Below are 23,639 nucleotides of genomic sequence, written 5' to 3'. Positions count from 1 at the left end.
ACGCTGTCGTACTGGGCCGACTCCTGGGCGGGCACTTCGCCGAACCGGGCTGGCAGTCGGACGTACACGCCGTCGTACTGGGCCGACTCCTGGGCGGGCACCTCGCCGAACCGCCCCGGCGTCCTACGGCCCGCCGCCCGCCGTACGGGCCGATCACGCCCCGGCCCCGCCGCGCCGTCCGGCCCCCGGCCCGCCCCGCGGGCCACCATGGAGGGATGAGCGGACGCTGGGAGTTCTGGGTCGACCGCGGCGGCACGTTCACCGATGTCGTGGGCCGGGACCCGGACGGACGGCTGGTCACCCGCAAACTTCTCTCCCACGACCCGGGCCGCTACCGCGACGCCGGCGTGGCCGGGATCAGGGCGCTGCTGGGCCTCGGCCCCGGCGAACCGGTCCCCGCCGACCTGGTGGACACGGTGCGGATCGGCACGACGGTGGCCACCAACGCCCTGCTGGAACGGCGCGGCGAACCGACCGTCCTGCTCATCACGCGGGGCTTCCGCGACGCCCTGCGCATCGCGTACCAGAACCGGCCGAAGCTCTTCGACCGCCGCATCGTGCTGCCCGAGGCCCTCTACGAACGGGTGATCGAGGTGCCCGAGCGGACCGACGCCCGGGGCCGGGTCGTGACCCCGCTGGACCCGGACGCCCTGACCGCACCCCTGGCGGCCGCACGGGCCGACGGACTGCGCGCCGCCGCCGTGGTCCTGATGCACGGCTACCGCCACCCCGCGCACGAACGCGCCGTGGCCGCCGCGGCCCGTGCCGCGGGCTTCACCCGGATCAGCTGCTCGCACGAGGTGAGCCCGCTGATCAAACTCGTACCGCGCGGCGACACCACCGTCGTCGATGCCTACCTGTCGCCGATCCTGCGCCGGTACGTCGAGGGGATCGCCGAGGAGCTCGACGGCATCCGGCTGATGTTCATGCAGTCCAACGGCGGGCTGCGCGAGGCCGCCCACTTCCGGGGGAAGGACGCGGTGCTCTCCGGGCCCGCCGGCGGCGTGGTCGGCATGGCCCGCACCTCCGGACAGGCCGGCTTCGACCGCGTCATCGGCTTCGACATGGGCGGCACGTCCACCGACGTGTCGCACTATGCGGGCGCGTTCGAACGCGAACTGGGCACCCAGGTGGCCGGTGTCCGGATGCGCGCCCCCATGATGAGCATCCACACCGTCGCGGCCGGCGGCGGCTCCGTCCTGCACTTCGACGGCCGGCGCTACCGGGTCGGCCCCGACTCGGCGGGCGCGATCCCCGGCCCGGCCTGCTACCGCCGCGGCGGACCGCTGACCGTCACCGACGCCAACGTGATGCTCGGCCGCATCCAGCCCGCGTACTTCCCGGCCGTCTTCGGACCGGACGGCGACCTGCCGCTCGACGCCGACCTGGTGCGCGAACGCTTCGACGCGCTCGCCGACGAGATCGCACACGCCACGGGGACCCGCCCCACGGCCGCCGGGGTCGCCGCCGGATTCCTGGAGATCGCCGTGCTCAACATGGCGAACGCGGTCAAGAGGATCTCCGTGCAGCGCGGACACGACATCACCCGCTACGCCCTCACCGGCTTCGGCGGCGCAGGCGGCCAGCACGTCTGCGCCGTCGCCGACTCCCTGGGCATCGACACAGTCCTGGTGCCCCCGCTCGCCGGTGTGCTCTCCGCGTACGGCATCGGCCTCGCCGACGCCACCGCCATGCGCGAACGGTCCGTGGAGGCGGAACTGAACGCGACGACCTGCGAGGAGGTGGGCGAGCTCTGCGCCGAACTGGCCGCCCGCACCCGCGCCGAACTGCGCGCCGACGCCATCCCCGACAGCGCGATCAGCACCCGCGCCCGGGTGCTTCTGCGCTACGCCGGTACGGACGCGAGTCTGCCGGTCGACCTGGACACCGCCCCCGCCATGGCCGAGGCGTTCACCGCCGAGCACCGCGCCCGCTACTCGTTCACCATGGACAAGCCCCTGGTCGTCGAGGCGGTCTCGGTCGAGGCGATCGGGACGGCGGGCAGGCACCGGCCGAGGCCGGCCGGCCGGCCCCGCCGGGACGGCGCACCACCGCGACCGCACGACACCGTGCGGATGTTCGCCGACGGACACTGGCACGACACCCCCCTCCACCGCCGCGAGGAACTGTGCCCCCGGGACACCGTGACCGGCCCCGCCGTGATCACCGAGCCGGACGCCACCACCGTCGTCGCCCCGGGCTGGCGGGCCTCGCTCACCGACACCGGCCACCTGCTGCTCACCCGGGCGATCCCGCGACCGGAGCGCACGGCCGTCGGCACCCGGGTCGACCCCGTCATGCTGGAGGTCTTCAACAACCTCTTCATGTCGATCGCCGAACAGATGGGTGTGCGTCTGGAGAACACGGCCCACTCCGTCAACATCAAGGAACGGCTGGACTTCTCCTGCGCGCTCTTCGACGCGGACGGCAACCTGATCGCCAACGCCCCGCACATCCCGGTCCACCTCGGCTCGATGGGGGAGTCCATCAAGGAGGTGCTGCGCCGCAACACCGGCTCGATCCGGCCAGGGGACGTGTACGCGGTCAACGACCCGTACCACGGCGGCACCCATCTGCCCGACGTCACCGTCGTGACACCGGTCTTCGACGACCGGGACGGCGGCGGAAAACCGGTCTTCCTCGTGGCCTCGCGCGGACACCACGCCGAGATCGGCGGCATCACCCCCGGCTCCATGCCCGCCTTCAGCCGCACCGTCCACGAGGAGGGCGTGCTGTTCGACAACTGGCTGCTGGTACGGGACGGCAGGTTCCGCGAGGCCGAGACGCGCGAACTGCTCACCACCGCCGCCCATCCCTCCCGCGACCCCGACACCAACATCGCCGACCTGCGCGCCCAGATCGCCGCCAACGAGAAGGGCATCGCCGAACTCCGGCGCATGGTCGACCAGTTCGGACGCGAGACCGTCGCCGCGTACATGGGCCACGTGCAGGACAACGCCGAGGAGTCCGTCCGCCGGATCGTCGCCGGACTGCACGACGGCGCCTACCGCTACGAGACCGACAGCGGCGCGGTCATCGAGGTCTCCCCCACCGTGGACCGGGCCGCCCGCGGCGCGGTCATCGACTTCACCGGTACGTCCCCGCAGCGGCCGGACAACTTCAACGCGCCGAAGTCCGTGGTCATGGCGGCCGTGCTGTACGTCTTCCGGACCCTGGTCGACGACGACATCCCGCTCAACAGCGGCTGCCTCGAGCCCCTGGAAGTGAGGATCCCCGAAGGCTCCATGCTGGCACCCGTCCACCCCGCGGCCACCGTCGCGGGGAACGTGGAGACGTCCCAGGCCGTCACCGGCGCCCTGTACGCCGCCCTCGGCATCCAGGCCGAGGGCTCGGGCACCATGAACAACCTCACCTTCGGCAACGAACGGGTCCAGTACTACGAGACCGTGGCGAGCGGCTCGGGCGCGGGCGAGGGCTTCGACGGGGCCGACGCCGTGCAGACCCACATGACCAACTCCCGCCTCACCGACCCCGAGGTCCTCGAATGGCGCCACCCCGTGCTGCTGGAGGACTTCCGGGTGCGGGAGGGCAGCGGGGGCGTCGGCCGATGGCACGGCGGCTGCGGCGTGGAGCGGCGGATCCGCTTCCTGGAACCCGTCACCGTGGCCCTGCTCTCCGGCCACCGCAGGATCCGCCCCTACGGCATGGCGGGCGGTGGACCCGGCGCCCTGGGCGACCAGCACGTCGAGCACCCGGACGGCCGCCCGCCCACCCCGCTGCGCGGCTGCGACACGGCCGACCTGGAACCGGGCGACGTACTGGTGCTCCGTACCCCCGGCGGCGGGGGATACGGCACCCCGGAACCCGACCGCGACACCCCCGCCCCCGCGCCCGCCGACGAACGGCCGTGACGGCGCCGGCCGGGCCGCCGGGCGAAGGCTCCGGCCGGGCCCCGGACAGGCCCCGGGCGGGGGTCGCTTCTGCGCCGTTTCGACCGGTGTCGGTGTGAGGACCTAATCTGTGCACCGTGACTTCGCCTGCCTACACGGACAACGCTGCGCCCCAGCTCAGCGCGGGGCCGCGACCCGCCCCGGGCCCGGCCGCCGACGAGGGGCTCGCGCGGCGGCTGCGCGCGCTCGCCTGCACGGCGCCGCTGCACGACCTCGACGTGCGCAAGGCGAATCTGGCCGGGGAGTACACGGTCTACGCGATGGCCGAGGTGGCGCTCGCCGCGATCGACCTCGTGACGCTCAACATGGACTTCGACACCGGCGCCGACCACGACCAGGTAGTGACCAGGCTGCTTCCCCGCGTCGCCGCCCAGGCCCCGGCCCGCCCGGCCGCCGAGCACGAGCGGGTGGCCCGCTGGGTGCTGGAGAACCTGATCAACGTCGGCAGCGTGGACCGCGGGTTCCGCGCCGTGTACGGCACCTTCGGCTCCGACGGCCTCTACACCCGCCGGGACTACGACTTCAAACTGATCGAGGAGGTCCCGGGGCACGGCGGCGCGGTCTACCTCCGCACCACCGACGAGGCCGTCAACGTCCTGGTCGGCGCCCTCGACACGGACGTCACCAGCGCCCAGATCGCCGCCGAGGTCAAGCTGGAGGTTCTCATCAGCCGGGGCCGCCTCGCGGACGCGCAACTCGCCGCCGAACAGGCCCGCTACCGCACCGTCCAGTACGCGGAGACGCTCCGCAAGACGCTGGAGGCCACCCGGCGCAACGTCCGCGCGGTCGACTGGCTCAACGCGGTGCCCGACATGATCGCCGAGGCGCTGGACCACGTGGCCGACCGCTACCGCCACGAGAACGCGATCCTCACCAACATCCGCAAGGCCCGTGACGAGGCCGAGGAACCCGAGCACAAGAGGCGCGCCGCCGAACTCGTCGACATCGTCAAGGACTGCATCCGCCGCCACACCCAGCTCCAGTCCCGCCTGCTGGAGGCCGGCCCGCTCTTCCGCGCCGAACAGGACCGGCAGGCATTCGCCACCCCCGCCGCCCGCACCGGCCTCGACCTCTACGGCCAGCTCGTCGCCCCGCTGCTGCCGCTCCCCGTGGAACAGGCCATCCGTGTCACCGACGCGTTCTTCGCCCGCGGCACCGGGCTGCGCACCCCCTCCTCGGTACGGATGGGCGACCTCGTCGACCTGCTGCTCACCCCGCCCCTGGAGCGGGAGCACCTGGGCGCCGAGATGCCCGAACCCGATCTGATCGCCACCCCGGACGACAGCCGGTTCAGCGAGGAGCAGCTCGCGAGCGCCATGGACCTCCTCGACCTGGAGCACGACGCGCCGAGGAGACTCTCCGGACTCCTCGCCGAGGCCCGTCGCCGCGATCCGGAACTGCCCTACCTGGTCGCCCTGCTCGCGGTGCACGCCGCGAGCCCGCCGGTCGGCACCGCCTACCGGCAGGGGGAGCAGCGCCTGCTGTTCTCCGTGGACGACGGGACGCAGCTCGACGACCCGGAGTTCGGCGGCGCCGACCTGATCGTGGGCACGGCCCTGCTGGACGCGGCCGGGATGGCCGCGGACCGCTCGGAGGCGTCATGACCGGCGCGGCGCGCCCGGCCCGCCACCCGCTCGCCCGGACGGCACCGGCCGGCCGGGTGCGCCCCTGCCCCGTCGGCATGTACGCCATCCGCCCCGTACCGCCCCGGCGGACGTCCACGGCGGGAGCCCGTGCCGTCCGCCCCGTACCGAAGAGTTTCCGCAGCAAGGAGCGACCGTCGTGAGCGACCACCGCGCACAGCACGCCGACGCGTGGGGCGAGCCGACCGCCGCGTACGCCACCGAGAGCGCGCCGCCCGCCGACCCGGCGGGCACCACCACCGCGTCCGTCACCCCGGCCGACGCGGCCGACGCGGCCCGGCTCGTCGCCTTCGGCCTCCAGCCCAAACTGCTGCCCGCCCGCGACGCCGAGTACGCCGAACTGCTCCGCCGCTACCGGGAGGAGCCCGCCTTCGCCCGGCTCGCCGACGCGGTGGCGACCGGGCTGGGCCTGGTCGTGCTGGAGGTGTCCACCCGCGCGGGCATGGCCGTGACGGCGGGGGAGGACTCCGTCTTCGCCGTCCGCATGGGCGACTACGCCCGCCGCGCCTCCTCCGATTCCGCCGACCGCTTCCTGCACGGCCTCGCGCACCTCGCCGTCGCCGCGATGGCCTTCCCCCGCCCCGAGGACCTCGCCGACGACGCCTACATCGGCCGCATCACGGTCAACGGCGTCGACTCCTTCGTACGCCAGGCGTGTCGTCGGCTGGAGGAGCGCGCCGAGGAGCACGGGGACAACACCGACCCGGCCACCGACGCCCCCGGCCTCGAAGCGGCATGGCGGATCTACGCCCGGCGCAGCGCCACCGGCGCGACGAAGGACGCCCGCCGACTGGCCGGTTCCACCACCGGCATCGTCGGGAAGGCCGTGGCCTTCCTCACCGACTCCGGTTTCCTCCAGCGCACCGGCGACGACGCCGGCGGCGCCTTCCGCACCACCGCCCGCTACCAGCTCCAGGTGCGCGACATGGCCGGCGGCGCCGCCATGGCCGAACTGCTGGAGCTCGGCGTCGTCCCGGTCACCGACGGCACGGCGACGCTGCTCCCGCCGCCCGACCCCGACGACCTGGAGCTGGTCGCCGACGCCGGTCTGCCCTTCCACGCCTGACCGGCCCCCACCGCCCTTTCGCAGCCCCACGCCTTCACGGCCTCCACCGCCCCACCGTCTTCACCGCCCCACCGTCTTCACCGCCCCACCGTCTTCACCACTCCACCGCCTTCACCGTCCGAACGACGAGAGTCCGCCGCCATGTACGAGCTGTCCCGGGTCCGCCTCTACTCCATCGGGCCTGCCGGTGCGCGCTACGCCGACACCGTGCTGGACCTGCGCGGAGTGGGCGAACCCGTGCCCAACCCCGCGCCGACCCAGGCGGAGTTCTTCGAGGAGGAGCCGGTCGGCCCGCCGCGCCGCCCGGCACCCGCCGGTGTGCTCTTCCTGGAGAACGGCGGCGGCAAGTCGGTGCTGCTGAAGCTGATCTTCTCGGTGATGCTGCCCGGCCACCGCAACACCCTCGGCGGGGCCAGCTCCGGCGTGCTGCGCAAGTTCCTCCTCGCCGACGACTGCGGACACGTCGCCCTGGAGTGGCAGCACACCCTCACCGGCGAGTGCGTGGTCGTCGGCAAGGTCAGCGAATGGCGCGGCCGGCAGGTCTCCAACGACCCGAGGAAATTCGCCGAGGCCTGGTACTCCTTCCGGCCCGGACCCGGACTCAGCCTGGACTCCCTGCCGGTCGCCGAGGCCACCTCCGTACGCCCCTCCGCCGAAGGCGCCTCCGGCGCGCGGGGCAGACGGCGCACGATGAAGGGCTTCCGCGACGCCCTGACCGAGGCGGGCAAGTTCTACCAGCACCTCGACGTGCACTGGGAAGAGATCCACGACCGGTGGAACGAACACCTCGGGGACCTCGGACTCGACCCCGAACTCTTCCGCTACCAGCGCGAGATGAACGCCGACGAGGGCGAGGCGGCGGGCCTCTTCGCGGTCAAGAAGGACTCCGACTTCACCGACCTGCTGCTGCGGGCCGTCACCGACACCCGGGACACGGACGGCCTCGCGGACCTGGTCGGCGGCTTCGGCAACAAACTGGGCCGCCGGGCCGAGCTGACCGCCGAACGCGACTTCACGGCGGGCTCGGTCGATCTGCTCGGACGGATCGTGGAGGCCACGGCCACCCGCTCCCGCGCCCGGGACATCCACGCCGCCGCCGAGCGCCGCACCCGTACGCTCGCCCGCAGGCTCTCCGTCCGCGCCGGCCAGGAACGCGGCCGCAGCACCGAACTCGCCCAGCAGGTGACGGGCGCCGCCCACACCGTCACCGCGGCCGAGGAAACCCGCGGCCGCAGCGCCCTGGTCGCCGCCGAACTGGCCTACCGGCACGCCTCCCTGGCCCTGGCCGCGGCGGAGAAGGGCGCCGCCGCCCAGCGCCGCGAACTGGTCGAAGCCCGCACCCTGCACTCCGCCTGGCAGGCTGCCGAGGCCGTGCTGCGGCACCGTGCGGCCGGCGACCGCTCCGCCCGGGTGGCCGCCGCCATCCGGGAGGCCGAACGGGACGCCGCGCCCGCGCTCGCCGCCCGCGCCGAGGCCGCCGCCGACCTGGTGCAGGCCCTGCACATCGCCGCGGAGGCCGGGGAGAACCTGGCCAACGAGGAGGAGGAGCGCTCCGACGCCCTGCAGCGCGCGGGCGAGACCGCCCACCGGGACGCCACCACCGCCGCCACCGAGGCCCAGCGCGCCCGCAGCGAGGCCGGGCACCTGCGCCAGCGCCTCGCCGAGGTCGAACAGGAGACGGCCCAGGCGGTACGGGCCGGCTGGCTCGACGACACCGCGCCGGACGCCGACCCGGCGCGCGCCGCCCTCGCCGCGAGCGACGCCGAGCAGGCCGCCGTCGCCGCCTGGGACACCGCCAGGGAGGCCGCCCGCTCGGCCGCGGACCGGGCCAGGGAGGCCGCGACCGCCGAGAGCCGCGCCGAACTCGCCGCGGCCCGCGCCGCCGACGCCGCACAGGCCGCGGAACAGTCGTACGAGGCCGAGTTCAGGGCCGCCGAGTCGATCGCCGCCGACCACCGGCTGGCCGACCTGCTGGGCCTTCCCGCACCGCACGGCACGGACACCACCGGCACGGACACCGGCCCGGCCGGCCCGGGCCCGCACCCCGCCGGGGAAGAGCAGGACGACCGGTCCGCCCGCGGCGACCACCCGTCCACCGGCACCGGGCAGCAGCCCGGCGTGCGCGAACGGCCGCTCACGGTCCAGGAGTTCGACCGCAGCGCCGACGAACTGAGGGAACTGCTCGACCAGGGCATCGGCTCCGCCGAGCGACGCCTCTTCGAACTGCGCACCGTGGCCGCCGACGACGCGCGGATCCTCGGTGCCCTCGGCGACGGCGGCCTGCTGCCCCCCGGGCCCGACGTCCTGGCCACCGTCGAGTACCTCGGCGAGCACGGCATCCCCGCCCTGCCCGGCTGGCGGTACCTCGCCCAGGCGGTGGACCCCGCCGACCACGCCGCGGTCCTCGCCACCCGCCCCGAACTGGTCGACGGCGTGGTCATCACCGACCCCGACTCGCACGCCCGCGCCCGCGAGGTCCTCGACGGCGCCGCCCTGCTGCCGCGCTCCGCGGTCGCCGTCGGCACCGCCGCGGCGCTGCTCGCCCCCGTCCCGGCCGCGGGTCCGCACACCGAGGGCGTGTTCCTCGTCCCGCCGAACCCGGCGATGCACGACGAGCACGCGGCCGACGAGGAACGACAGGCCCTCAGGACCCGGGCCGCGGCCCGCGACGAGGACATCCGTTCCCTCGCCGCCCGGCTCACCGCGGACCGCTCCCTCGCCGCCCGTATCAGCTCCTGGCGCGCCGACTGCCCGCCCGGCATGCTCGCCGAACTCGCCGAGGCCGCCCGCACCGCCCGCACCGTCGCGGAGACGGCCGAGGCCGAACTCGCGGAAGCCCGTACGGTGCGCGCCGAGGCCGACGAGGCGGCCGCGGACACCGCCCGCGTCCGCGACGAGCGCCAGGAGGCGGCCCAGCGCGCCCGCCGGGCCGCCGACGCCCTCGCGGGCCTGGCGTACCGGCTCCGCGAACGCGCCGGCTGGCAGGCGAAGCTCCGCGAACTGACCGACGAGGCGGCCGAGTCCGAGGCCCGGGCCACCGTCTGCCTGGAGCGGGCCCGCGCCGCCGACGAGGACCGCAGGGCCGCGCAGCGCGCCGCCGACGACGCCCGGCGCACGGCCCGGGCCCTGCGTGCCGAACGCGCCGAGATCGCGGGCGCCCCCGAGCAGCTCCCGGAGACCGACGGCGACGCCCCGCGGCTCGCGCTCCCCGCCCTGCGCGAGGCGTACCGGGCCGCCTCCCAGCTGTACGAGAAGGTGGGCGTCGGTGCGGACCTGCGCGCCGAACAGGCCCGCGCGGAGAGCGACGAGAGCGCCGCCCTCGCCGAACTGGACCGGCTCACCAACAAGGTCCGCACCCGGGCCGCCCAGCTCCTCGAAGGAACCGACGGCGCCGACGGGCCCTCCCGGCAGGCCGCCGCGGCCCGTGCGGAGTCCCTGGTGCAGCTCCTGGAGACCCGGGCCTCCACGGCGAGCGAGCAACTGGGCCGGCTGCGCGGCGAGGCCGAGCGCCTGGCCCCGGCCGACGGCGAGCCCCACCACACCGAACTCCCCGACGAACTGGTCCCCGCTGACGCCGAGCAGGCCCAGGCCCTCCTGCGCACCGCCACGGCCGAACTGGCCTCCGCCACCGCCGCGCTGGACACCGCCCGCGCCGCCCACGCCGAACTGCTGCACGCCCACCGCACCGCGGAGGACTCGGCGAGCGGCTTCGACGAGACGGCCGCCCTCCTGCGGGACCTGCTCAGGGACCACGGCGCGGACGACGACCCCGAGGCCCCCGAGCCGTACCCCGGCAGCCTCGACGAGGCCCGGCAGTCCGCGGCCGAGGCCCGCCGCTCACTGCGCGGCTGCGCCACCGACCTCTCCGCCGCCGAGAGCGCCGTACGGGAAGCGAGCGACATCCTCGTACGGCACGCCAACTCCACCCGCTACGAACAGGTCCGCACCCCCGCGCGCCAGCAGATCCGCGAGCTGCCGGCCGCCGCGCTGCCCGAGCACGCCGAGAAGTGGGCCGCCGCCTTCGCGCCCCGGCTCCGCGTGCTCACCGACGAACTGGCCCAGCTGGAACGCAACCGCGACTCCATCGTCGACCGGCTGCGCGGTCTCGTGGAGTCCGCGCTCACCACCCTGCGCTCCGCCCAGCGGCTCTCCCGGCTCCCGGAAGGACTGGGGGAGTGGTCCGGTCAGGAATTCCTCCGCATCCGCTTCGAGGAACCCGACCAGGCGACGCTCACCGAACGCCTCGGCGAGGTCATCGACGAGGCCACCCGCGCCGCGCTGAGGAAGAACTCCGACCTGCGCAGGGACGGCATGTCCCTCCTGCTGCGCGGGGTGCAGGCGGCGCTGGAGCCCAGGGGCATCGCCGTGGAGATCCTCAAGCCGGACGCGGTGCTCCGCGCCGAGCGCGTCCCGGTCGGACAGATGGGCGACGTCTTCTCCGGCGGTCAGCTGCTCACCGCCGCCATCGCCCTGTACTGCACCATGGCCGCGCTGCGCAGCAACGACCGGGGCCGGGACCGCCACCAGCACCGGCACGCGGGCACCCTCTTCCTGGACAACCCCATCGGCCGCGCCAACGCCACCTATCTGCTGGAGCTCCAGCGCGCGGTGTCCGACGCCCTGGGCGTGCAGCTCCTCTACACGACCGGGCTGTTCGACACCACGGCACTCGCGGAATTCCCGCTGGTCATCCGGTTGCGCAACGACGCGGACCTGCGGGCCGGGCTGAAGTACATCAGCGTGGAGGAGCATCTGCGTCCCGGCCTGCCGCAGCAGGACCCGGGCGGCGAGACGGTGCACGGCGAGATCACCGCCACCCGCATGTTCAAGCGCGCCACGACACCGCCCGCCACCGACGGGGCCCCCGCGGAGCAGGAGGCCCGGGGCGTGTCCCGGAAGTAGCGTCCTCTGCCCGGAGGGCGGGGCCGGGAATTCCCGGCCGGGCGGTAACTCCCGTTCCCGCACCGGGACTTCCCTTCCGGATCGCGCCGGGTCCGCTGAGGCCGGCGCGATCCGGAAGGGAGACCCCGGCCCCGCCCGGGTGGGCGGGCCCCAGGGGCTCAGGCCTGTGAGAGGTTTCCCGAGCCCCGGCGGCGTATCCGCGCCTCTTCCCGCTCCGCGGCCCGGGCCGCCCGTCGTGCCCTGCGCCGCTCGCGGCGCAACTGCCGTGCCGAACTGCTCGGCGCGGACACCACGCCGTTGCGCTGGTTCCACACCTGCCGGGTGATCCAGACGTCCAGCACCGACCAGGTCGCGACCACCGTGCTGCCCACACTGCTCAGCACCATCGGGAACGCCAGCCAGGACCCGGTCAGCGTGCACAGGAACGCCACCATCGCCTGAATGATCGTCAGCGACATGATGAGAACCGCGCGCACGGCGGACGTGCGGACCGGGTCCGGCATCCGGCGCCGTCCCGCGGGCTCCTCCACCCACAACTGCTGGCGCGGGATTCTCGCCCCGTTCGCCGCCGCCGGGCGTGCCGCCGCGGCCGGTGCCGACAGCACCGCACCCCGACGCTCTTCCGTTTCCAAGGACTCTCAACTCCCCACCACTGTCCGACTTCAGGGTTGCTGCCCGGCATGTGCCGTCCCTACGCGGGAGAGCCGGACCGTCCTGCCCCCACCGGTTTCCTCCGGCGGACCGGGATCGCAACCCCCACCATGATCCCGCCTCACGTACACCGTTTCTCCCCGGGCTGTCCCCACCTCGTACAGATGTCCCGTACAGACGGACGAGTGGCCGGTCGTGAAGATTCCCCCGATCCGTCATGGAGCGAATAATTCCAGCCAACTGCCCTGTCGAACATGGTGAAGCATTGGCGGGTCTCTTCTGCCGCTTTCGTGAATTTCATTGCCCGGAATGCCAGGACAACCCATGATCAATAACGAGGAGTGCGGCTGAAAATCGTCCGGACGTCTCTTCGAGTTGTCTCCGTGTCGGTAGTAGGCTCGCGCCGTTTGCTGACGGAACACGACCCCCGGCACACGGGGTCGAGCTGGGGGAGTCCATGCGCTTTCGCGGAAAGTCCATCCGCAGGAAGATCGTGGCGCTGCTGCTGGTGCCGCTCGTCTCCCTCACCGGGCTCTGGGGATTCGCCACCTATCTGACGGGGCGCGAGGCCGGACAGCTGATGAGTGCGAGCACCATCGTGGAGAAGGTCGGCCATCCGCTGGAGGACACGGTCCGGGCCATTCAGGACGAGCGCCGTCAGACCCTCGTCTTCCTCGCCGACCCCAGGGCCTCCGACGCCCTCCCCCTCCTGCAACGTCAACGGACGGCCACCGACCGCGTCCTGACGGGCCTCAAGGACGGCGCCCGCCAGAAAGACATTCGTGAGGCGCTCAGTTCCGAGGACGACTCCCAGCTCGACTCCATCCTGGGCACCGTGGAGGAACTCGGCGCACTGCGCGAATCGGTCGACGAGCGCACCATCGACCGCTCCAGGGCGATGGAGTTCTACGGACGGCTCATAGATCCCTGCTACCGCTTTCTGACCGGTCTCCGCACGATGGAGAACGTGTCGATGGACAAGCAGGTCCGGGCCCTGGTCGGACTCTCCCGCGCCCGCGAGATGCTCTCCCGCGAGGACGCCCTGATCGCCTCGTCGCTCATCGCGGGCCGGCTCACCGCCGCCGAACTGCGCCAGGTCTCCGACCTCGTGGCCAATCGCGAACTGCTCTACGAGATCAACGCCGAGATGCTTCCCGCCCGGGAGCGCCGGCGCATCGAGCAGTACTGGGCGAGCCCGGACAGCGAACCGCTCAGGACCGCGGAAAGGACCCTCGTCCAGGACGGCCCCACCCAGGACCCGCGGGCCGTCGACACCGAGCGCTGGCAGGAGGCGGCCGCACCGGTCCTGGAACGGCTGGCCAACGACTCCACCGAGATGAGCCACCGTTTCCAGGAGCGCGGCAAACCCGCCGGGTACGGCGTCCTGATCAAGGCCGGCATCGCGGGCGTCCTCGGATTCCTCGCCCTGGTCGCCTCGCTGTTCGTCTCCGTGCGCATCGGCCGCGAACTCATCCGCGACCTCTCCAGGCTCCGCAAGGACGCCCACGAGGTCTCCGGCGTGCGCCTGCCCAGCGTGATGCGCCGCCTGGCCGCGGGGGAGCAGGTCGACGTGGAGACGGAGGCCCCGCACCTCCAGTACGAGCGCGACGAGATCGGCCAGGTCGGCCAGGCCCTCAACACCCTGCAACGGGCGGCCGTCGAGGCCGCGGTCAAGCAGGCCGACATGCGGCGCGGCGTGTCCGAGGTGTTCGTCAACCTCGCCCGCCGCAACCAGGTGCTGCTGCACCGTCAGCTGACGCTCCTGGACACGATGGAGCGCCGGACCGAGAACACCGACGAACTCGCGGACCTCTTCCGCCTCGACCACCTGACCACCCGCATGCGGCGCCACGCCGAGGGCCTGGTGATCCTCTCCGGCGCCGCGCCCTCCCGCCAGTGGCGCAAGCCGATCCAGCTGATGGACGTGGTACGGGCGGCGGTCGCCGAGGTCGAGGACTACGAACGGATCGAGGTCCGCCGACTGCCGCGCATCGGCGTGGGCGGCCCCGCGGTCGCCGACCTCACCCACCTGATCGCCGAACTCCTGGAGAACGCGACCGTGTTCTCGCCCCCGCACACCGCGGTCCAGGTGCATGGCGAACGCGTCGCCAACGGCTTCACGCTGGAGATCCACGACCGCGGCCTGGGCATGCCCCCCGAAGTCCTCCTGGACGCCAATCTGCGGCTCGCCGAGACCCCCGAGTTCGAACTCTCCGACACCGACCGGCTCGGCCTGTTCGTGGTCAGCCGCCTCGCGCAGCGCCAGAACGTCCGGGTCTCGCTGCAGCCCTCCCCCTACGGGGGCACGACCGCGGTCGTCTTCATCCCGGCGGCGCTGCTCACCGACGCCCCGGACACCCACGGCACCGGCTTCCGCCTGGACCGCCGGGCCGAGCGGGCGATCGGCGCGGCCGGACGGAAGACCGGCGAGGCCACGGGCGGCGACGGCGCACCGGACCGCCGGGCCGGCCGGCCCTCCACCCTCGCCCCGGTGCCGACCGGCCTCGTGGACCCGGCCCTCCTGGACGGCCCCGTGGAGCTCGAAGGCCCCGTCGGGGCACTGGATTTCGACGACGACCCGGCCCTCGACCCGCTGCTCGACCCCCTGCTGGGCGGCGCCTCCGACCTCGACGACATCGAGAGCGAGCGCGGCGGCATCTTCCGGGCCCGCGAGCCGCGCCGCGACGGCGGCCGCGACCAGCACCAGCAGGCCGCGGACCGGCCGGCCGGGACCGCGGCCGACGCGCACCCCGGCAGACCGGTGCCCCTGCCCCGCCGCAAGCCGCCGACCCTGGTCGCCGACAACGGCCGCCGGGTCGACGAGGCGGGGCGGGCCCGCTCCGCGCCCGCCGGGCGCGGCCCCGCCGAGACCTCCGGGCCCCGGTCCCTCGACACCGCGCGCCCCGGACCGGGTGCCGCATCGCCGGACCGGGGCAGCACGCCGCCGGCCGCCGCCCCGTGGCACCCCGGTGCCGCCACCGAACCCCGGCAGCCCACCGGCTTCCGGAAACCCACCGAGCCCGCCACCCCCGCAGGGTCCGCTCCCGCCGGGGCCCCGAGCACCCGCGAGACCGTGGGAGGGCTGCCCCGCCGCATCCGGCAGGCCAGCCTCGCCCCGCAGCTGCGCGAGGACTCGGGCCTCCGCGCCGCGGAACCGGCCCGGACGGACCCGGCCCAGGACTTCGACCGCGACGCGGACGAGGTGCGCAGCCGTATGGCTTCGCTCCAACGCGGCTGGCAGCGCGGACGCCGGCAGAACGCCGAGGACGTGTCCGGTCCCGGTGACACAGCACAAGGAACCACTCCGGGAGGGGACGGTCCATGACCGCACCGAACGTCGCTGCGACCGATGCCGCACGCCAGGGCTCCGGCCAGCTCAACTGGCTCCTCGACGAACTCGTCGAGCGGGTCTCCAGCATCCACAAGGCGCTGGTGCTCTCCAGCGACGGCCTCGCCACCGGCACGTCGAAGGACCTGACCCGCGAGGACAGCGAGCACCTGGCGGCCGTCGCCTCCGGGTTCCACAGCCTCGCCAAGGGGGTCGGGCGGCACTTCGAGGCGGGCAGGGTCCGCCAGACCGTCGTCGAACTCGACGAGGCGTTCCTCTTCGTCACCGCGGCCGGGGACGGGAGCTGTCTCGCGGTGCTGGCCGACGCAGACTCCGACGTCGGTCAGGTGGCGTACGAGATGACGCTGATGGTCAAGCGGGTCGGTGCCCACCTGACCAACGCCCCCCGGACGCCCGGTTCGGCCGCCGGGGGGTGAGTGGACGGTGAGCGCCGAATCCTCCAGATCTCCGGCAACGCCCACCGACCCGCGGGCTTCGCACTGGTACGACGCCGAAGCGGGGCCGGTGGTCCGTCCGTACGCGATGACCCGGGGCCGTACCAGCAGCGCCTCCCGTCACCGGCTCGACCTGATCGCGATCGTCGTCCCCGAACCGGAGGCCGACGATCCGGGCAGGGACCAGACGCTCTCCCCGGAACACGTGGAGATCATCGAGCTCTGTTCCGGCGTGCCCCAGTCGATCGCCGAGCTCGCGGCCGGCCTGGACCTCCCCGTAGGGGTGGTCCGGGTGCTGGTCGGCGACCTCGTCGAGGACGAACTGGTGCATGTGACCCGTCCCGTTCCGCCGGCCGAGCTGCCGGACGTGAACATTCTTCGCGAGGTGATCAATGGCCTTCGGGCGCTCTAGCCGCAAGAAGCGGCCCGTGGAGCCCGTTACCCTGAAAATCCTGGTGGCGGGCGGCTTCGGGGTGGGCAAGACGACCCTGGTCGGCGCGGTCAGCGAGATCAGGCCGCTGCGCACGGAGGAGAGGCTGAGCGAGGCGGGCCGTCCGGTGGACGACCTGGCCGGGGTGGAGGCGAAGACCACCACCACGGTGGCCATGGACTTCGGCCGCATCACCCTCCGCGAGGACCTGGTGCTCTACCTCTTCGGCACACCGGGACAGGACCGCTTCTGGTTCCTGTGGGACGAACTGGCGCAGGGCGCCCTGGGCGCGGTCGTGCTCGCGGACACCCGGCGCCTGGAGGACTGCTTCGCAGCGGTCGACTACTTCGAACGCCGCGCCATCCCGTTCGCCGTCGCGGTGAACTGCTTCGAGGGGGCCGACCGGTTCCCCGCCGGGACGGTGCAGGCCGCACTGGACCTGGACCCCGAGGTGCCCGTGCTCATGTGCGACGCGCGCGACCGCTCCTCCGTGCGGGAGGTCCTGGCCACGGTGGTCGAACACGCCCTGGCCCGCGCGGAACGCGTCCGCGAACCCGTCACGACGTGACGTCCCGCGTCCGGATCACGGCGGGTGGCCCGGAACCCCCGCCGACCGGGGTCCGGGCCACGTGCCGACCGGCGCCGTGACGGGCGGTCCGCACCCGCCGGACGGGCCGGTCGCGCGAACCGCCGACCGTGCCGCCGTCAGCGGCGGTCGGCGAGCCACTTGGCCGCGATCTCCGCCAGCTCCCGGTCGCGCCCCGCCAGCATCATCCGGATCATCTGCACGTCGCCGCGCAACGACCAGGCCGGATGCCCGAAGGTGGCCGGGTTGTTCTTCTCGATCAGGAAATGCGCGGGCCAGGCCGTTCCGTAACCGATCAGCGGCAACGCGGCCAGATATCTCCGACGCCCCCGCGCCAGGCCGTAGGCGCTGACGGCGAGCCCCGTCAGCGTGCCCGTCAGATGGACCCAGCGGGTCGCCGCGCGGGAGTGCATCGCCACGTAATAGGGCCAGAACTCTTCGTAGGAATCGAACGTCTGCTGTGACATACGGGCACGGTAATGGCTCGAACCGCAACCGGAAACGGCCGGTTCGCGTCGAAGTGGAAGAAGCGGGCGGCCGGAATCCGCGGGGGTGGTGCCGGCCGCCCCTTCCCTGCCGCGGCCCCGGAAGAGGGCCGCCCGGGGGATCTCAGTGCCCCGCCACGGACCTCCTGGCCACCGGGAAGTCGAAGTAGGTGTCCGGGAACGTCTCGGGCTCGAAGGTGTAGTGCCACCACTCCTCGGCCAGGTTGACGAAGCCGACCTCGGCGAGGGTCTTCTTCAGGAACTTCCGGTGGGCGCGCTGCTTCCCCCCGATGCGCGGGTCATCGGTGTGGGAGAGCGTGTCGAAGCAGTCGAACCCCGTGCCCATGTCCACGGAGTTGTCCGGGAAACGGTCGGCCGCGGGCGCGTGACAGGGCACCTGCTCCTGGCCGGGCAGGTACGGCGGGGTCGGCGCGGAGGGCAGCCTCACCAGCGTCAGGTCCACCGTGCTGCCCCGGCTGTGCCCGGACTTCTCCGCGATGTAACCGTCCGCGAACAGCCGCGTCTTGTCGACCCGGGGATAGAACTCGCGCTTCATCGCCTGGTCGTCGAGGTCCTTCGCCCAGCGCACGAAGTGATCGACCGCCCGCTGCGGCCGATAGCAGTCGTACACCTTCAGCGAGTAGCCCCGGCGCAGCAGCCGGACCTGCGCGCGGTGCAGGGCGCGGGCGGCGGGCCGGGTCAGGATGCAGAGCGGCTGGCGGTAGCCGTCCACCGGAACGCCCATGAAATTGTGCGCGGTGGGGTAGCGCATCTCCTGGATGATCGTCGGATCCACCGAACGCAGCGCGACGAACTCCTCGGGCGCCTTCGGCTCGGGCGCCGCCCCGGCCACGGGAACGGCGGCGACGACGGCGAGCAGGGTGGCGGCAGCGGTCGTCAGGACACGGGAAGCGAAAGCGAGACCTGTCATGAGCACATAATCCAGGAGTGCGGGGGAGCCCGCCCGGAGATCGGATACAGTCCGTGCGTGTCCGCACCCATGAACAATCCCCACCCACCGGTCGACCACTCCCACTGCGGCAGCTGCGGAGCACCGTACGCCGCGGTCGCCGACTGGCCCCGCACCTGCGCCGCCTGCGGCAGCACCGCCTACCGCAACCCGCTGCCGGTCGCCGTGGCCCTGCTCCCCGTCACCGACCCCGAGGGCACCGGACTCGTCGTCATCACCCGCACCATCCCGCCCCACCCCGGCGGCCTCGCCCTCCCCGGCGGCTTCATCGACCACGACGAGGACTGGAAGCACGCCGTCGTCCGGGAACTGCGCGAGGAGACCGGGATCGAGGCCGCCGAGCAGGACGTCCGCCTCGCCGACGCGCTCAGCTCCCCGACCGGCCACCTGCTCCTCCTCGGCCTCCTCCCGCCCCGTCCCGCGAACGCCCTCCCACCCTCCGTACCCACCGACGAGACCGCCGGATTCCAGGTGCTGCGCACACCCGCCGAACTCGCCTTCCCCCTGCACACCCGGGCCGCCCGCACCTGGTTCGACGGCGGCTACCGCTGACCCGCGGCCCGCCCGCCTCCCCGCCGACCCTCCGCCCCGGACGCCCTACAACCCCCGCACCCGCACCGGCAGGTCCACCGGCACCTCCGCACCCTCGCCCTCCCGCTCCACCAGCACCCGCCCGTCCACCAACCGCGACGTGTACCGCTCGACCTCCGCCCGCTCCCAGCCGTCCCCCGCGTCCCGGACCACCAGGCCGCCCCCGGCGCGCCCCGCCACCGGAGCCCACACCTCCAGCTCCACACCCCCGCCCGCGGCCCGCACCGGCAGCACCGAACCCGCCCGCGCCAGCACCGGCACCCGGGACAGCGGCGCGTCGAGCAACACCTGCCCCGGCCCCTCGTGCACCTCGCCCGTCGCCGTGTCGTACCAGTGCCCCCGCGGCAACCGCACCGCCCGCCGGTCCGCCCCCGGCTCCAGCACCGGCGCCACCAGCAGACAGTCACCCAGCAGGAACGCGTCCTCGCACTCCCGCAACGCCCGGTCCCCGGGCGCCCGCCACCACAGCGGCCGCACGTACGGGGCACCCGTCAGCCGGGCCAGGTGCGCCAGCGTCACGAAGTACGGGCGCAGCCGCTCCCGCTCCTCCAGCACCGCCCTCGCGTGCCCGAGCACCTGCGAACCGAACTCCCACGGCTCGCGCCGCCCCGCGTCGATCGCGGCATGGGTACGGAACAACGGCAGGTACGCACCCAGCTGGAACCACCGCAGATACAGCTCCGGCGACGGCGACCCGTCGAAACCGCCCACGTCCGGCCCCGAGTACGGCACCCCGCACAACCCCAGACCCAGCACCAGCGCCAGCGAAGCCCGCAGCCCCGGCCAGCCGGTCCCCACGTCACCGGACCAGGTGCCCCCGTACCGCTGCATCCCCGCCCAGCCCGAACGCGAGAACAGGAACGGCCGTTCCCCGGGCCGCAGCCGGCACAGCCCCTCGTACCCGGCACGCGCCATCGCCAGCCCGTACACGTTGTGCGCCTCGCGGTGGTCACCCCCGCGGCCCTCCAGACAGTGCCGCGCCGACCGGGGCAGCGTCGGATCCCCGAAGGCGGCGAACGCCACCGGCTCGTTCATGTCGTGCCACACCCCCGAGAACCCCTGCGCCAGCCGCTCCTCGTACAGGCCGCCCCACCACTCCCGCACCAGCGGATCGGTGAAGTCCGGATAGACGCACTCACCGGGCCACACCTCCCCGCGCACCATCCGCCCCCGCGCGTCCCGGACGAAGGCCCCGCCGCCCCCGACCGCCGCCCCCGAGTCGAACACCGCGTCGCCCTCCTCCGCCCGCACCCCCGGGTCGACGATCGACACCAGCCGCACCCCGTCCTCCCGGAGCTCCTTCGCCAGCCCCGGCATGTCGGGGAAGCGCCGGTGGTCGACGGTGAACACCCGGTGCGCGTCGTAGTGGTCGATGTCCAGATGCAGCGCGGACAGGGGCAGACCCCGCTCCCGGTACCCGGCGACGATCCGCCGCACCTCCTGCTCGCTCCCGAACCCCCACCGGGCGTGCTGCGGTCCCAGCGCCCAGGACGGCGGCAGCGCCGGAGCACCCGTGAGCCCCGTCCAGCCCTGCAGCACCCGGGCCGGCGTCCCCGCCATCACCCAGCAGCGCAACGGCCCCCCGTCCATCCGCACCTCGCACGTCCCCGGACGGTCATGACCCGACCCCGCGCCCTCCTCGCCCTCGCGCAGCGTCACCCGCCCCGACCAGGTGTTGTCGTGGAACACCAGATGCGTCCCCGCGTCGGAGACCACGAACTGCACCGGCATCGTCAGGTACAGCGGATCGTCGCCCGGCCCGAAACGCCCGCCCGGATCGGTGTTCCACAGGCCGTACACGCCGTCCCGCAACCGCGGCCCCGACGCCCGGCCGCCCAGCCCGAAGAACCGGGCGTCCGCCGGCACCACGGAACGCTGCACCCACCTCGCCCCCGCCGCACGCCCCCGCGCGCCCCCGCCCGCCACCGGCTCCCACCAGCGCGGCGGCGCCTCGCGCCGGAGCACCACCCCGCCGGGAGTACGCAGCTCCACGGCCCCGTGCCGCGACACCGCGACGGTCAGCCGCTCCGAAACCACCTGCCAGCCACCGTCCTTGTCCGGCTCCAGCTCGGCCCGCGGGTCCACCTCGGGCACCGCCCCGGCCAGCGCGTACGAGGGCGCGGGCTCCGCCCCGTCCCAGCCCAGGAACACCGCGCCGCCCACCGCCACCCGCACCCGCAACTCCGAACGCGCGAACCGCACCACGCCCCCGCCCGGCTCCGGCTCCGCCCCCACCACCGGCCCGGGCACCCTCGCCCGCTCCGCACCGCGGGCCGGCAACGCCCGCGCGTCCGCACGGCGACGCCGCCAGGAGGAGCGCACCGTGCGCAGCCCCCGCACCGAACCGACCAATTTCACCGAACGCACCAGGTCACGACCATCCATGCGGCTCACCCTGCCACCCGGCTGGGCGGGCGCGGGCTCCGTTCAACTTCCATTCACCCGGAGGTCCACGACATGTACACACCCCGGCCGCAGCGGGGAACCCTGGTGCGAAAGACGATCACATGGCATCGTCCGTGAAGGCCGCCGCGCGCACACCCCGGCACGTGTGTGCGCCACCCACGCCACCCCGCGTACGCGCAACAGTCCAGGGAGCCGCCCCATGACCGCAGCAGCCCACGAAGCCCCCCTCTGGCAGCCGGGCCCCGACCGGATCGAGGCCGCCGCCGTCACCCGTTTCCAGCGGTGGGCGGCCGAGCACCACGGAGCACCGGCCGAGGGCGGCTACCCGGCTCTGCACCAGTGGTCCGTGACCGAGCTCGACACCTTCTGGAAAGCCGTCGCCGAGTGGTTCGACATCCGCTTCTCCACCCCGTACGAGACCGTCATCGGCGACCGGACCATGCCCGGCGCCCAGTGGTTCCCCGGCGCCACCCTCAACTACGCCGAGCACGCGCTGCGCACCGCCGAGGACCCCCTGCGCGCGACCACCCCCGCCCTGCTCCACGTCGACGAGACCCACACCCAGGTCCCCCTCTCCTGGGCCGGATTCCGCCGCCGGGTCGGCTCGCTCGCCGCCGAACTGCGCGCCCTCGGCGTCACCCCCGGCGACCGCGTCAGCGGCTACCTCCCCAACATCCCCGAGGCCGTCGTCGCCTTCCTCGCCACCGCGGCCGTCGGCGGTGTCTGGACCTCCTGCGCCCCCGACTTCGGCGCCCGCAGCGTCCTCGACCGCTTCCAGCAGGTCGAGCCCGTCGTCCTGTTCACCGTCGACGGCTACCGCTACGGGGGCAAGGAACACCACCGCGCCGACACGGTCGCCGAGCTGCGCCGCGAACTGCCCACCCTGCGCGCCGTCGTCCACATCCCGCTGCTGGGCACCGACGCCCCCGAGGGCGCCCTCGAATGGTCCGCCCTCACCGCCGCGGACACCGAGCCCGTCTTCGAGCAGGTGCCGTTCGACCACCCGCTGTGGGTGCTCTACTCCTCCGGCACCACCGGGCTGCCCAAGGCGATCGTCCAGTCCCAGGGCGGCATCCTGCTCGAACACTTCAAGCAGCTCGGCCTGCACTGCGACCTCGGCCCCGACGACCGCTTCTTCTGGTACACCTCCACCGGCTGGATGATGTGGAACTTCCTCGTCTCCGGCCTGCTCACCGGAACCACGGTCGTGCTCTACGACGGAAGCCCGGGCCACCCGGACGTCAGCGCCCAGTGGCGGGTCGCCGAGCAGACCGGGGCGACCCTCTTCGGCACCTCGGCCGCCTACGTCATGGCCTGCCGCAAGGCAGGCATCCACCCGGGCCGTGACTTCGACCTCGCCCGCGTCCAGTGCGTCGCCACCACCGGTTCCCCCCTCCCGCCCGACGGCTTCCGCTGGCTGCACGACGAGGTGGACGACGACCTGTGGATCGCCTCCGTCAGCGGCGGCACGGACGTCTGCAGCTGCTTCGCCGGCGCGGTCCCCACCCTCCCCGTCCACATCGGCGAACTCCAGGCCCCCTGCCTCGGCACCGACCTGAGGTCCTGGGACCCCGCGGGCGAACCGCTCATCGGCGAGGTCGGCGAACTGGTCGTCACCGCGCCCATGCCCTCCATGCCGATCCGCTTCTGGAACGACCCCGACGGCAGCCGCTACCACGACAGCTACTTCGACATGTACCCCGGCGTCTGGCGCCACGGGGACTGGATCACGATCACCGACCGCGGCTCGGTCGTCATCCACGGCCGTTCCGACTCCACCCTCAACCGCCAGGGCGTACGGATGGGCTCCGCGGACATCTACGAGGCCGTCGAACGGCTCCCCGAGATCCGCGAGTCCCTCGTCATCGGCCTCGAAGAAGCCGACGGCGGGTACTGGATGCCGCTCTTCGTCCACCTCGCCGAGGGCGCGCGGCTCGACGACGCGCTGCGCGACAGCATCAAGCGGACCATCCGGGAGAACCTCTCGCCGCGCCACGTCCCCGACGAGGTCATCGAGGTCCCCGGCATCCCGCACACCCTCACCGGCAAGCGCATCGAGGTTCCGGTCAAACGCCTCCTGCAGGGAACGGCCCTGGCCAAGGCGGTCAACCCCGGCTCGGTCGACAACATCGAGCTCCTCCACTTCTACGAGGACCTCGCCCGCAAGCGTCACTGACCGTCTGCATTGTCAGTGCCCGTGATTACTCTGAGTGAG

Annotated in this window: 14 protein-coding genes; 10 read left to right on the top strand and 4 right to left on the bottom strand. The window is 73.7% G+C overall.

Translation table 11 applies throughout. The features are described 5' to 3' along the window. The first annotated feature begins 215 nt into the window (after positions 1 to 215). From OCT49_RS04270 to OCT49_RS04255, 4 genes are all read left to right on the top strand, one after another. A complete protein-coding gene (locus OCT49_RS04270) occupies positions 216 to 3,872 on the top strand; it encodes a hydantoinase B/oxoprolinase family protein (RefSeq protein WP_283850560.1) in 3,657 nt (1,218 codons plus the stop codon). A gap of 116 nt (positions 3,873 to 3,988) precedes the next feature. After that, positions 3,989 to 5,515: a hypothetical protein gene (locus OCT49_RS04265; protein ID WP_283850559.1), complete on the top strand. Its 1,527-nt coding sequence runs from the start codon at positions 3,989 to 3,991 to the stop codon at positions 5,513 to 5,515. Between the two features lie 178 nt (positions 5,516 to 5,693). Next, complete coding sequence (locus OCT49_RS04260) at positions 5,694 to 6,620, top strand: hypothetical protein (protein WP_283850558.1); 927 nt, start codon at positions 5,694 to 5,696, stop codon at positions 6,618 to 6,620. Positions 6,621 to 6,761: 141 nt separating this feature from the next. Beyond that, the gene (locus tag OCT49_RS04255) at positions 6,762 to 11,522 is read left to right on the top strand and encodes a hypothetical protein (protein WP_283850557.1); all 4,761 of its coding nucleotides are present in this window, start codon (positions 6,762 to 6,764) and stop codon (positions 11,520 to 11,522) included. A gap of 158 nt (positions 11,523 to 11,680) precedes the next feature. On the opposite strand, the gene OCT49_RS04250 is transcribed toward OCT49_RS04255, so the two are convergent. Next, positions 11,681 to 12,154: a hypothetical protein gene (locus OCT49_RS04250; RefSeq protein ID WP_502963337.1), complete on the bottom strand. Its 474-nt coding sequence runs from the start codon at positions 12,152 to 12,154 to the stop codon at positions 11,681 to 11,683. Positions 12,155 to 12,630: 476 nt separating this feature from the next. Between OCT49_RS04250 and OCT49_RS04245 the strand changes: the two genes are divergently transcribed. From OCT49_RS04245 to OCT49_RS04230, 4 genes are read left to right on the top strand one after another with little or no spacing between them, the layout of a single operon-like run. Next, on the top strand, positions 12,631 to 15,498 hold the full coding sequence (locus OCT49_RS04245) for a sensor histidine kinase (protein WP_283850556.1): 2,868 nt from the start codon (positions 12,631 to 12,633) through the stop codon (positions 15,496 to 15,498). Next, a complete protein-coding gene (locus OCT49_RS04240; RefSeq protein WP_283850555.1) occupies positions 15,495 to 15,938 on the top strand; it encodes a roadblock/LC7 domain-containing protein in 444 nt (147 codons plus the stop codon). The genes OCT49_RS04245 and OCT49_RS04240 overlap by 4 nt, the downstream gene beginning before the upstream one ends. 7 nt (positions 15,939 to 15,945) lie before the next feature. Next, positions 15,946 to 16,368, top strand: coding sequence for a DUF742 domain-containing protein (locus tag OCT49_RS04235; RefSeq protein WP_148833191.1), 423 nt, complete (start codon positions 15,946 to 15,948; stop codon positions 16,366 to 16,368). Beyond that, a complete protein-coding gene (locus tag OCT49_RS04230; RefSeq protein ID WP_283850554.1) occupies positions 16,349 to 16,954 on the top strand; it encodes a GTP-binding protein in 606 nt (201 codons plus the stop codon). Before OCT49_RS04235 ends, OCT49_RS04230 begins: the two co-directional genes overlap by 20 nt. Positions 16,955 to 17,091: 137 nt before the next feature. Here OCT49_RS04230 and OCT49_RS04225 read toward each other — a convergent pair whose 3' ends face one another. Both OCT49_RS04225 and OCT49_RS04220 read right to left on the bottom strand, forming a co-directional pair. Next, a complete protein-coding gene (locus OCT49_RS04225; RefSeq protein ID WP_283850553.1) occupies positions 17,092 to 17,439 on the bottom strand; it encodes an Mpo1-like protein in 348 nt (115 codons plus the stop codon). Positions 17,440 to 17,581: 142 nt separating this feature from the next. After that, the gene (locus tag OCT49_RS04220) at positions 17,582 to 18,388 is read right to left on the bottom strand and encodes a M15 family metallopeptidase (RefSeq protein ID WP_283850552.1); all 807 of its coding nucleotides are present in this window, start codon (positions 18,386 to 18,388) and stop codon (positions 17,582 to 17,584) included. A gap of 69 nt (positions 18,389 to 18,457) precedes the next feature. On the opposite strand from OCT49_RS04220, the gene OCT49_RS04215 reads away from it, so the two are divergent. Beyond that, positions 18,458 to 18,979, top strand: a complete 522-nt coding sequence (locus OCT49_RS04215) for an NUDIX domain-containing protein (protein WP_283855663.1) — start codon at positions 18,458 to 18,460, stop codon at positions 18,977 to 18,979. 45 nt (positions 18,980 to 19,024) lie between these two features. On the opposite strand, the gene OCT49_RS04210 is transcribed toward OCT49_RS04215, so the two are convergent. Continuing rightward, the gene (locus OCT49_RS04210; protein WP_283850551.1) at positions 19,025 to 21,403 is read right to left on the bottom strand and encodes a glycoside hydrolase family 31 protein; all 2,379 of its coding nucleotides are present in this window, start codon (positions 21,401 to 21,403) and stop codon (positions 19,025 to 19,027) included. 220 nt (positions 21,404 to 21,623) lie between these two features. Here OCT49_RS04210 and OCT49_RS04205 point away from each other — a divergent pair, with 220 nt between their 5' ends. After that, positions 21,624 to 23,600 carry an acetoacetate--CoA ligase gene (locus OCT49_RS04205; RefSeq protein WP_283850550.1) on the top strand — a complete coding sequence of 659 codons (1,977 nt, stop codon included), beginning with the start codon at positions 21,624 to 21,626 and terminating at the stop codon, positions 23,598 to 23,600. The last annotated feature ends 39 nt before the right edge of the window (positions 23,601 to 23,639 follow it).

Source organism: Streptomyces sp. ML-6 (assembly GCF_030116705.1).
Classification (GTDB): Bacteria; Actinomycetota; Actinomycetes; order Streptomycetales; family Streptomycetaceae; genus Streptomyces.
Note: the sequence above shows the minus strand (reverse complement) of the source record. Positions and strands in the feature narration are given on the sequence as shown.

What these genes read in the sequence shown, in the direction of transcription:
- OCT49_RS04270 (WP_283850560.1), top strand. Translation starts at nt 216, where the DNA reads ATGAGCGGACGCTGGGAGTTCTGGGTCGACCGCGGCGGCACGTTCACC.
- OCT49_RS04255 (WP_283850557.1), top strand. Translation starts at nt 6,762, where the DNA reads ATGTACGAGCTGTCCCGGGTCCGCCTCTACTCCATCGGGCCTGCCGGT.
- OCT49_RS04245 (WP_283850556.1), top strand. Translation starts at nt 12,631, where the DNA reads ATGCGCTTTCGCGGAAAGTCCATCCGCAGGAAGATCGTGGCGCTGCTG.
- OCT49_RS04240 (WP_283850555.1), top strand. Translation starts at nt 15,495, where the DNA reads ATGACCGCACCGAACGTCGCTGCGACCGATGCCGCACGCCAGGGCTCC.
- OCT49_RS04230 (WP_283850554.1), top strand. Translation starts at nt 16,349, where the DNA reads ATGGCCTTCGGGCGCTCTAGCCGCAAGAAGCGGCCCGTGGAGCCCGTT.
- OCT49_RS04225 (WP_283850553.1), bottom strand. Translation starts at nt 17,439, where the DNA reads ATGTCACAGCAGACGTTCGATTCCTACGAAGAGTTCTGGCCCTATTAC.
- OCT49_RS04220 (WP_283850552.1), bottom strand. Translation starts at nt 18,388, where the DNA reads ATGACAGGTCTCGCTTTCGCTTCCCGTGTCCTGACGACCGCTGCCGCC.
- OCT49_RS04215 (WP_283855663.1), top strand. Translation starts at nt 18,458, where the DNA reads ATGAACAATCCCCACCCACCGGTCGACCACTCCCACTGCGGCAGCTGC.
- OCT49_RS04210 (WP_283850551.1), bottom strand. Translation starts at nt 21,403, where the DNA reads ATGGATGGTCGTGACCTGGTGCGTTCGGTGAAATTGGTCGGTTCGGTG.
- OCT49_RS04205 (WP_283850550.1), top strand. Translation starts at nt 21,624, where the DNA reads ATGACCGCAGCAGCCCACGAAGCCCCCCTCTGGCAGCCGGGCCCCGAC.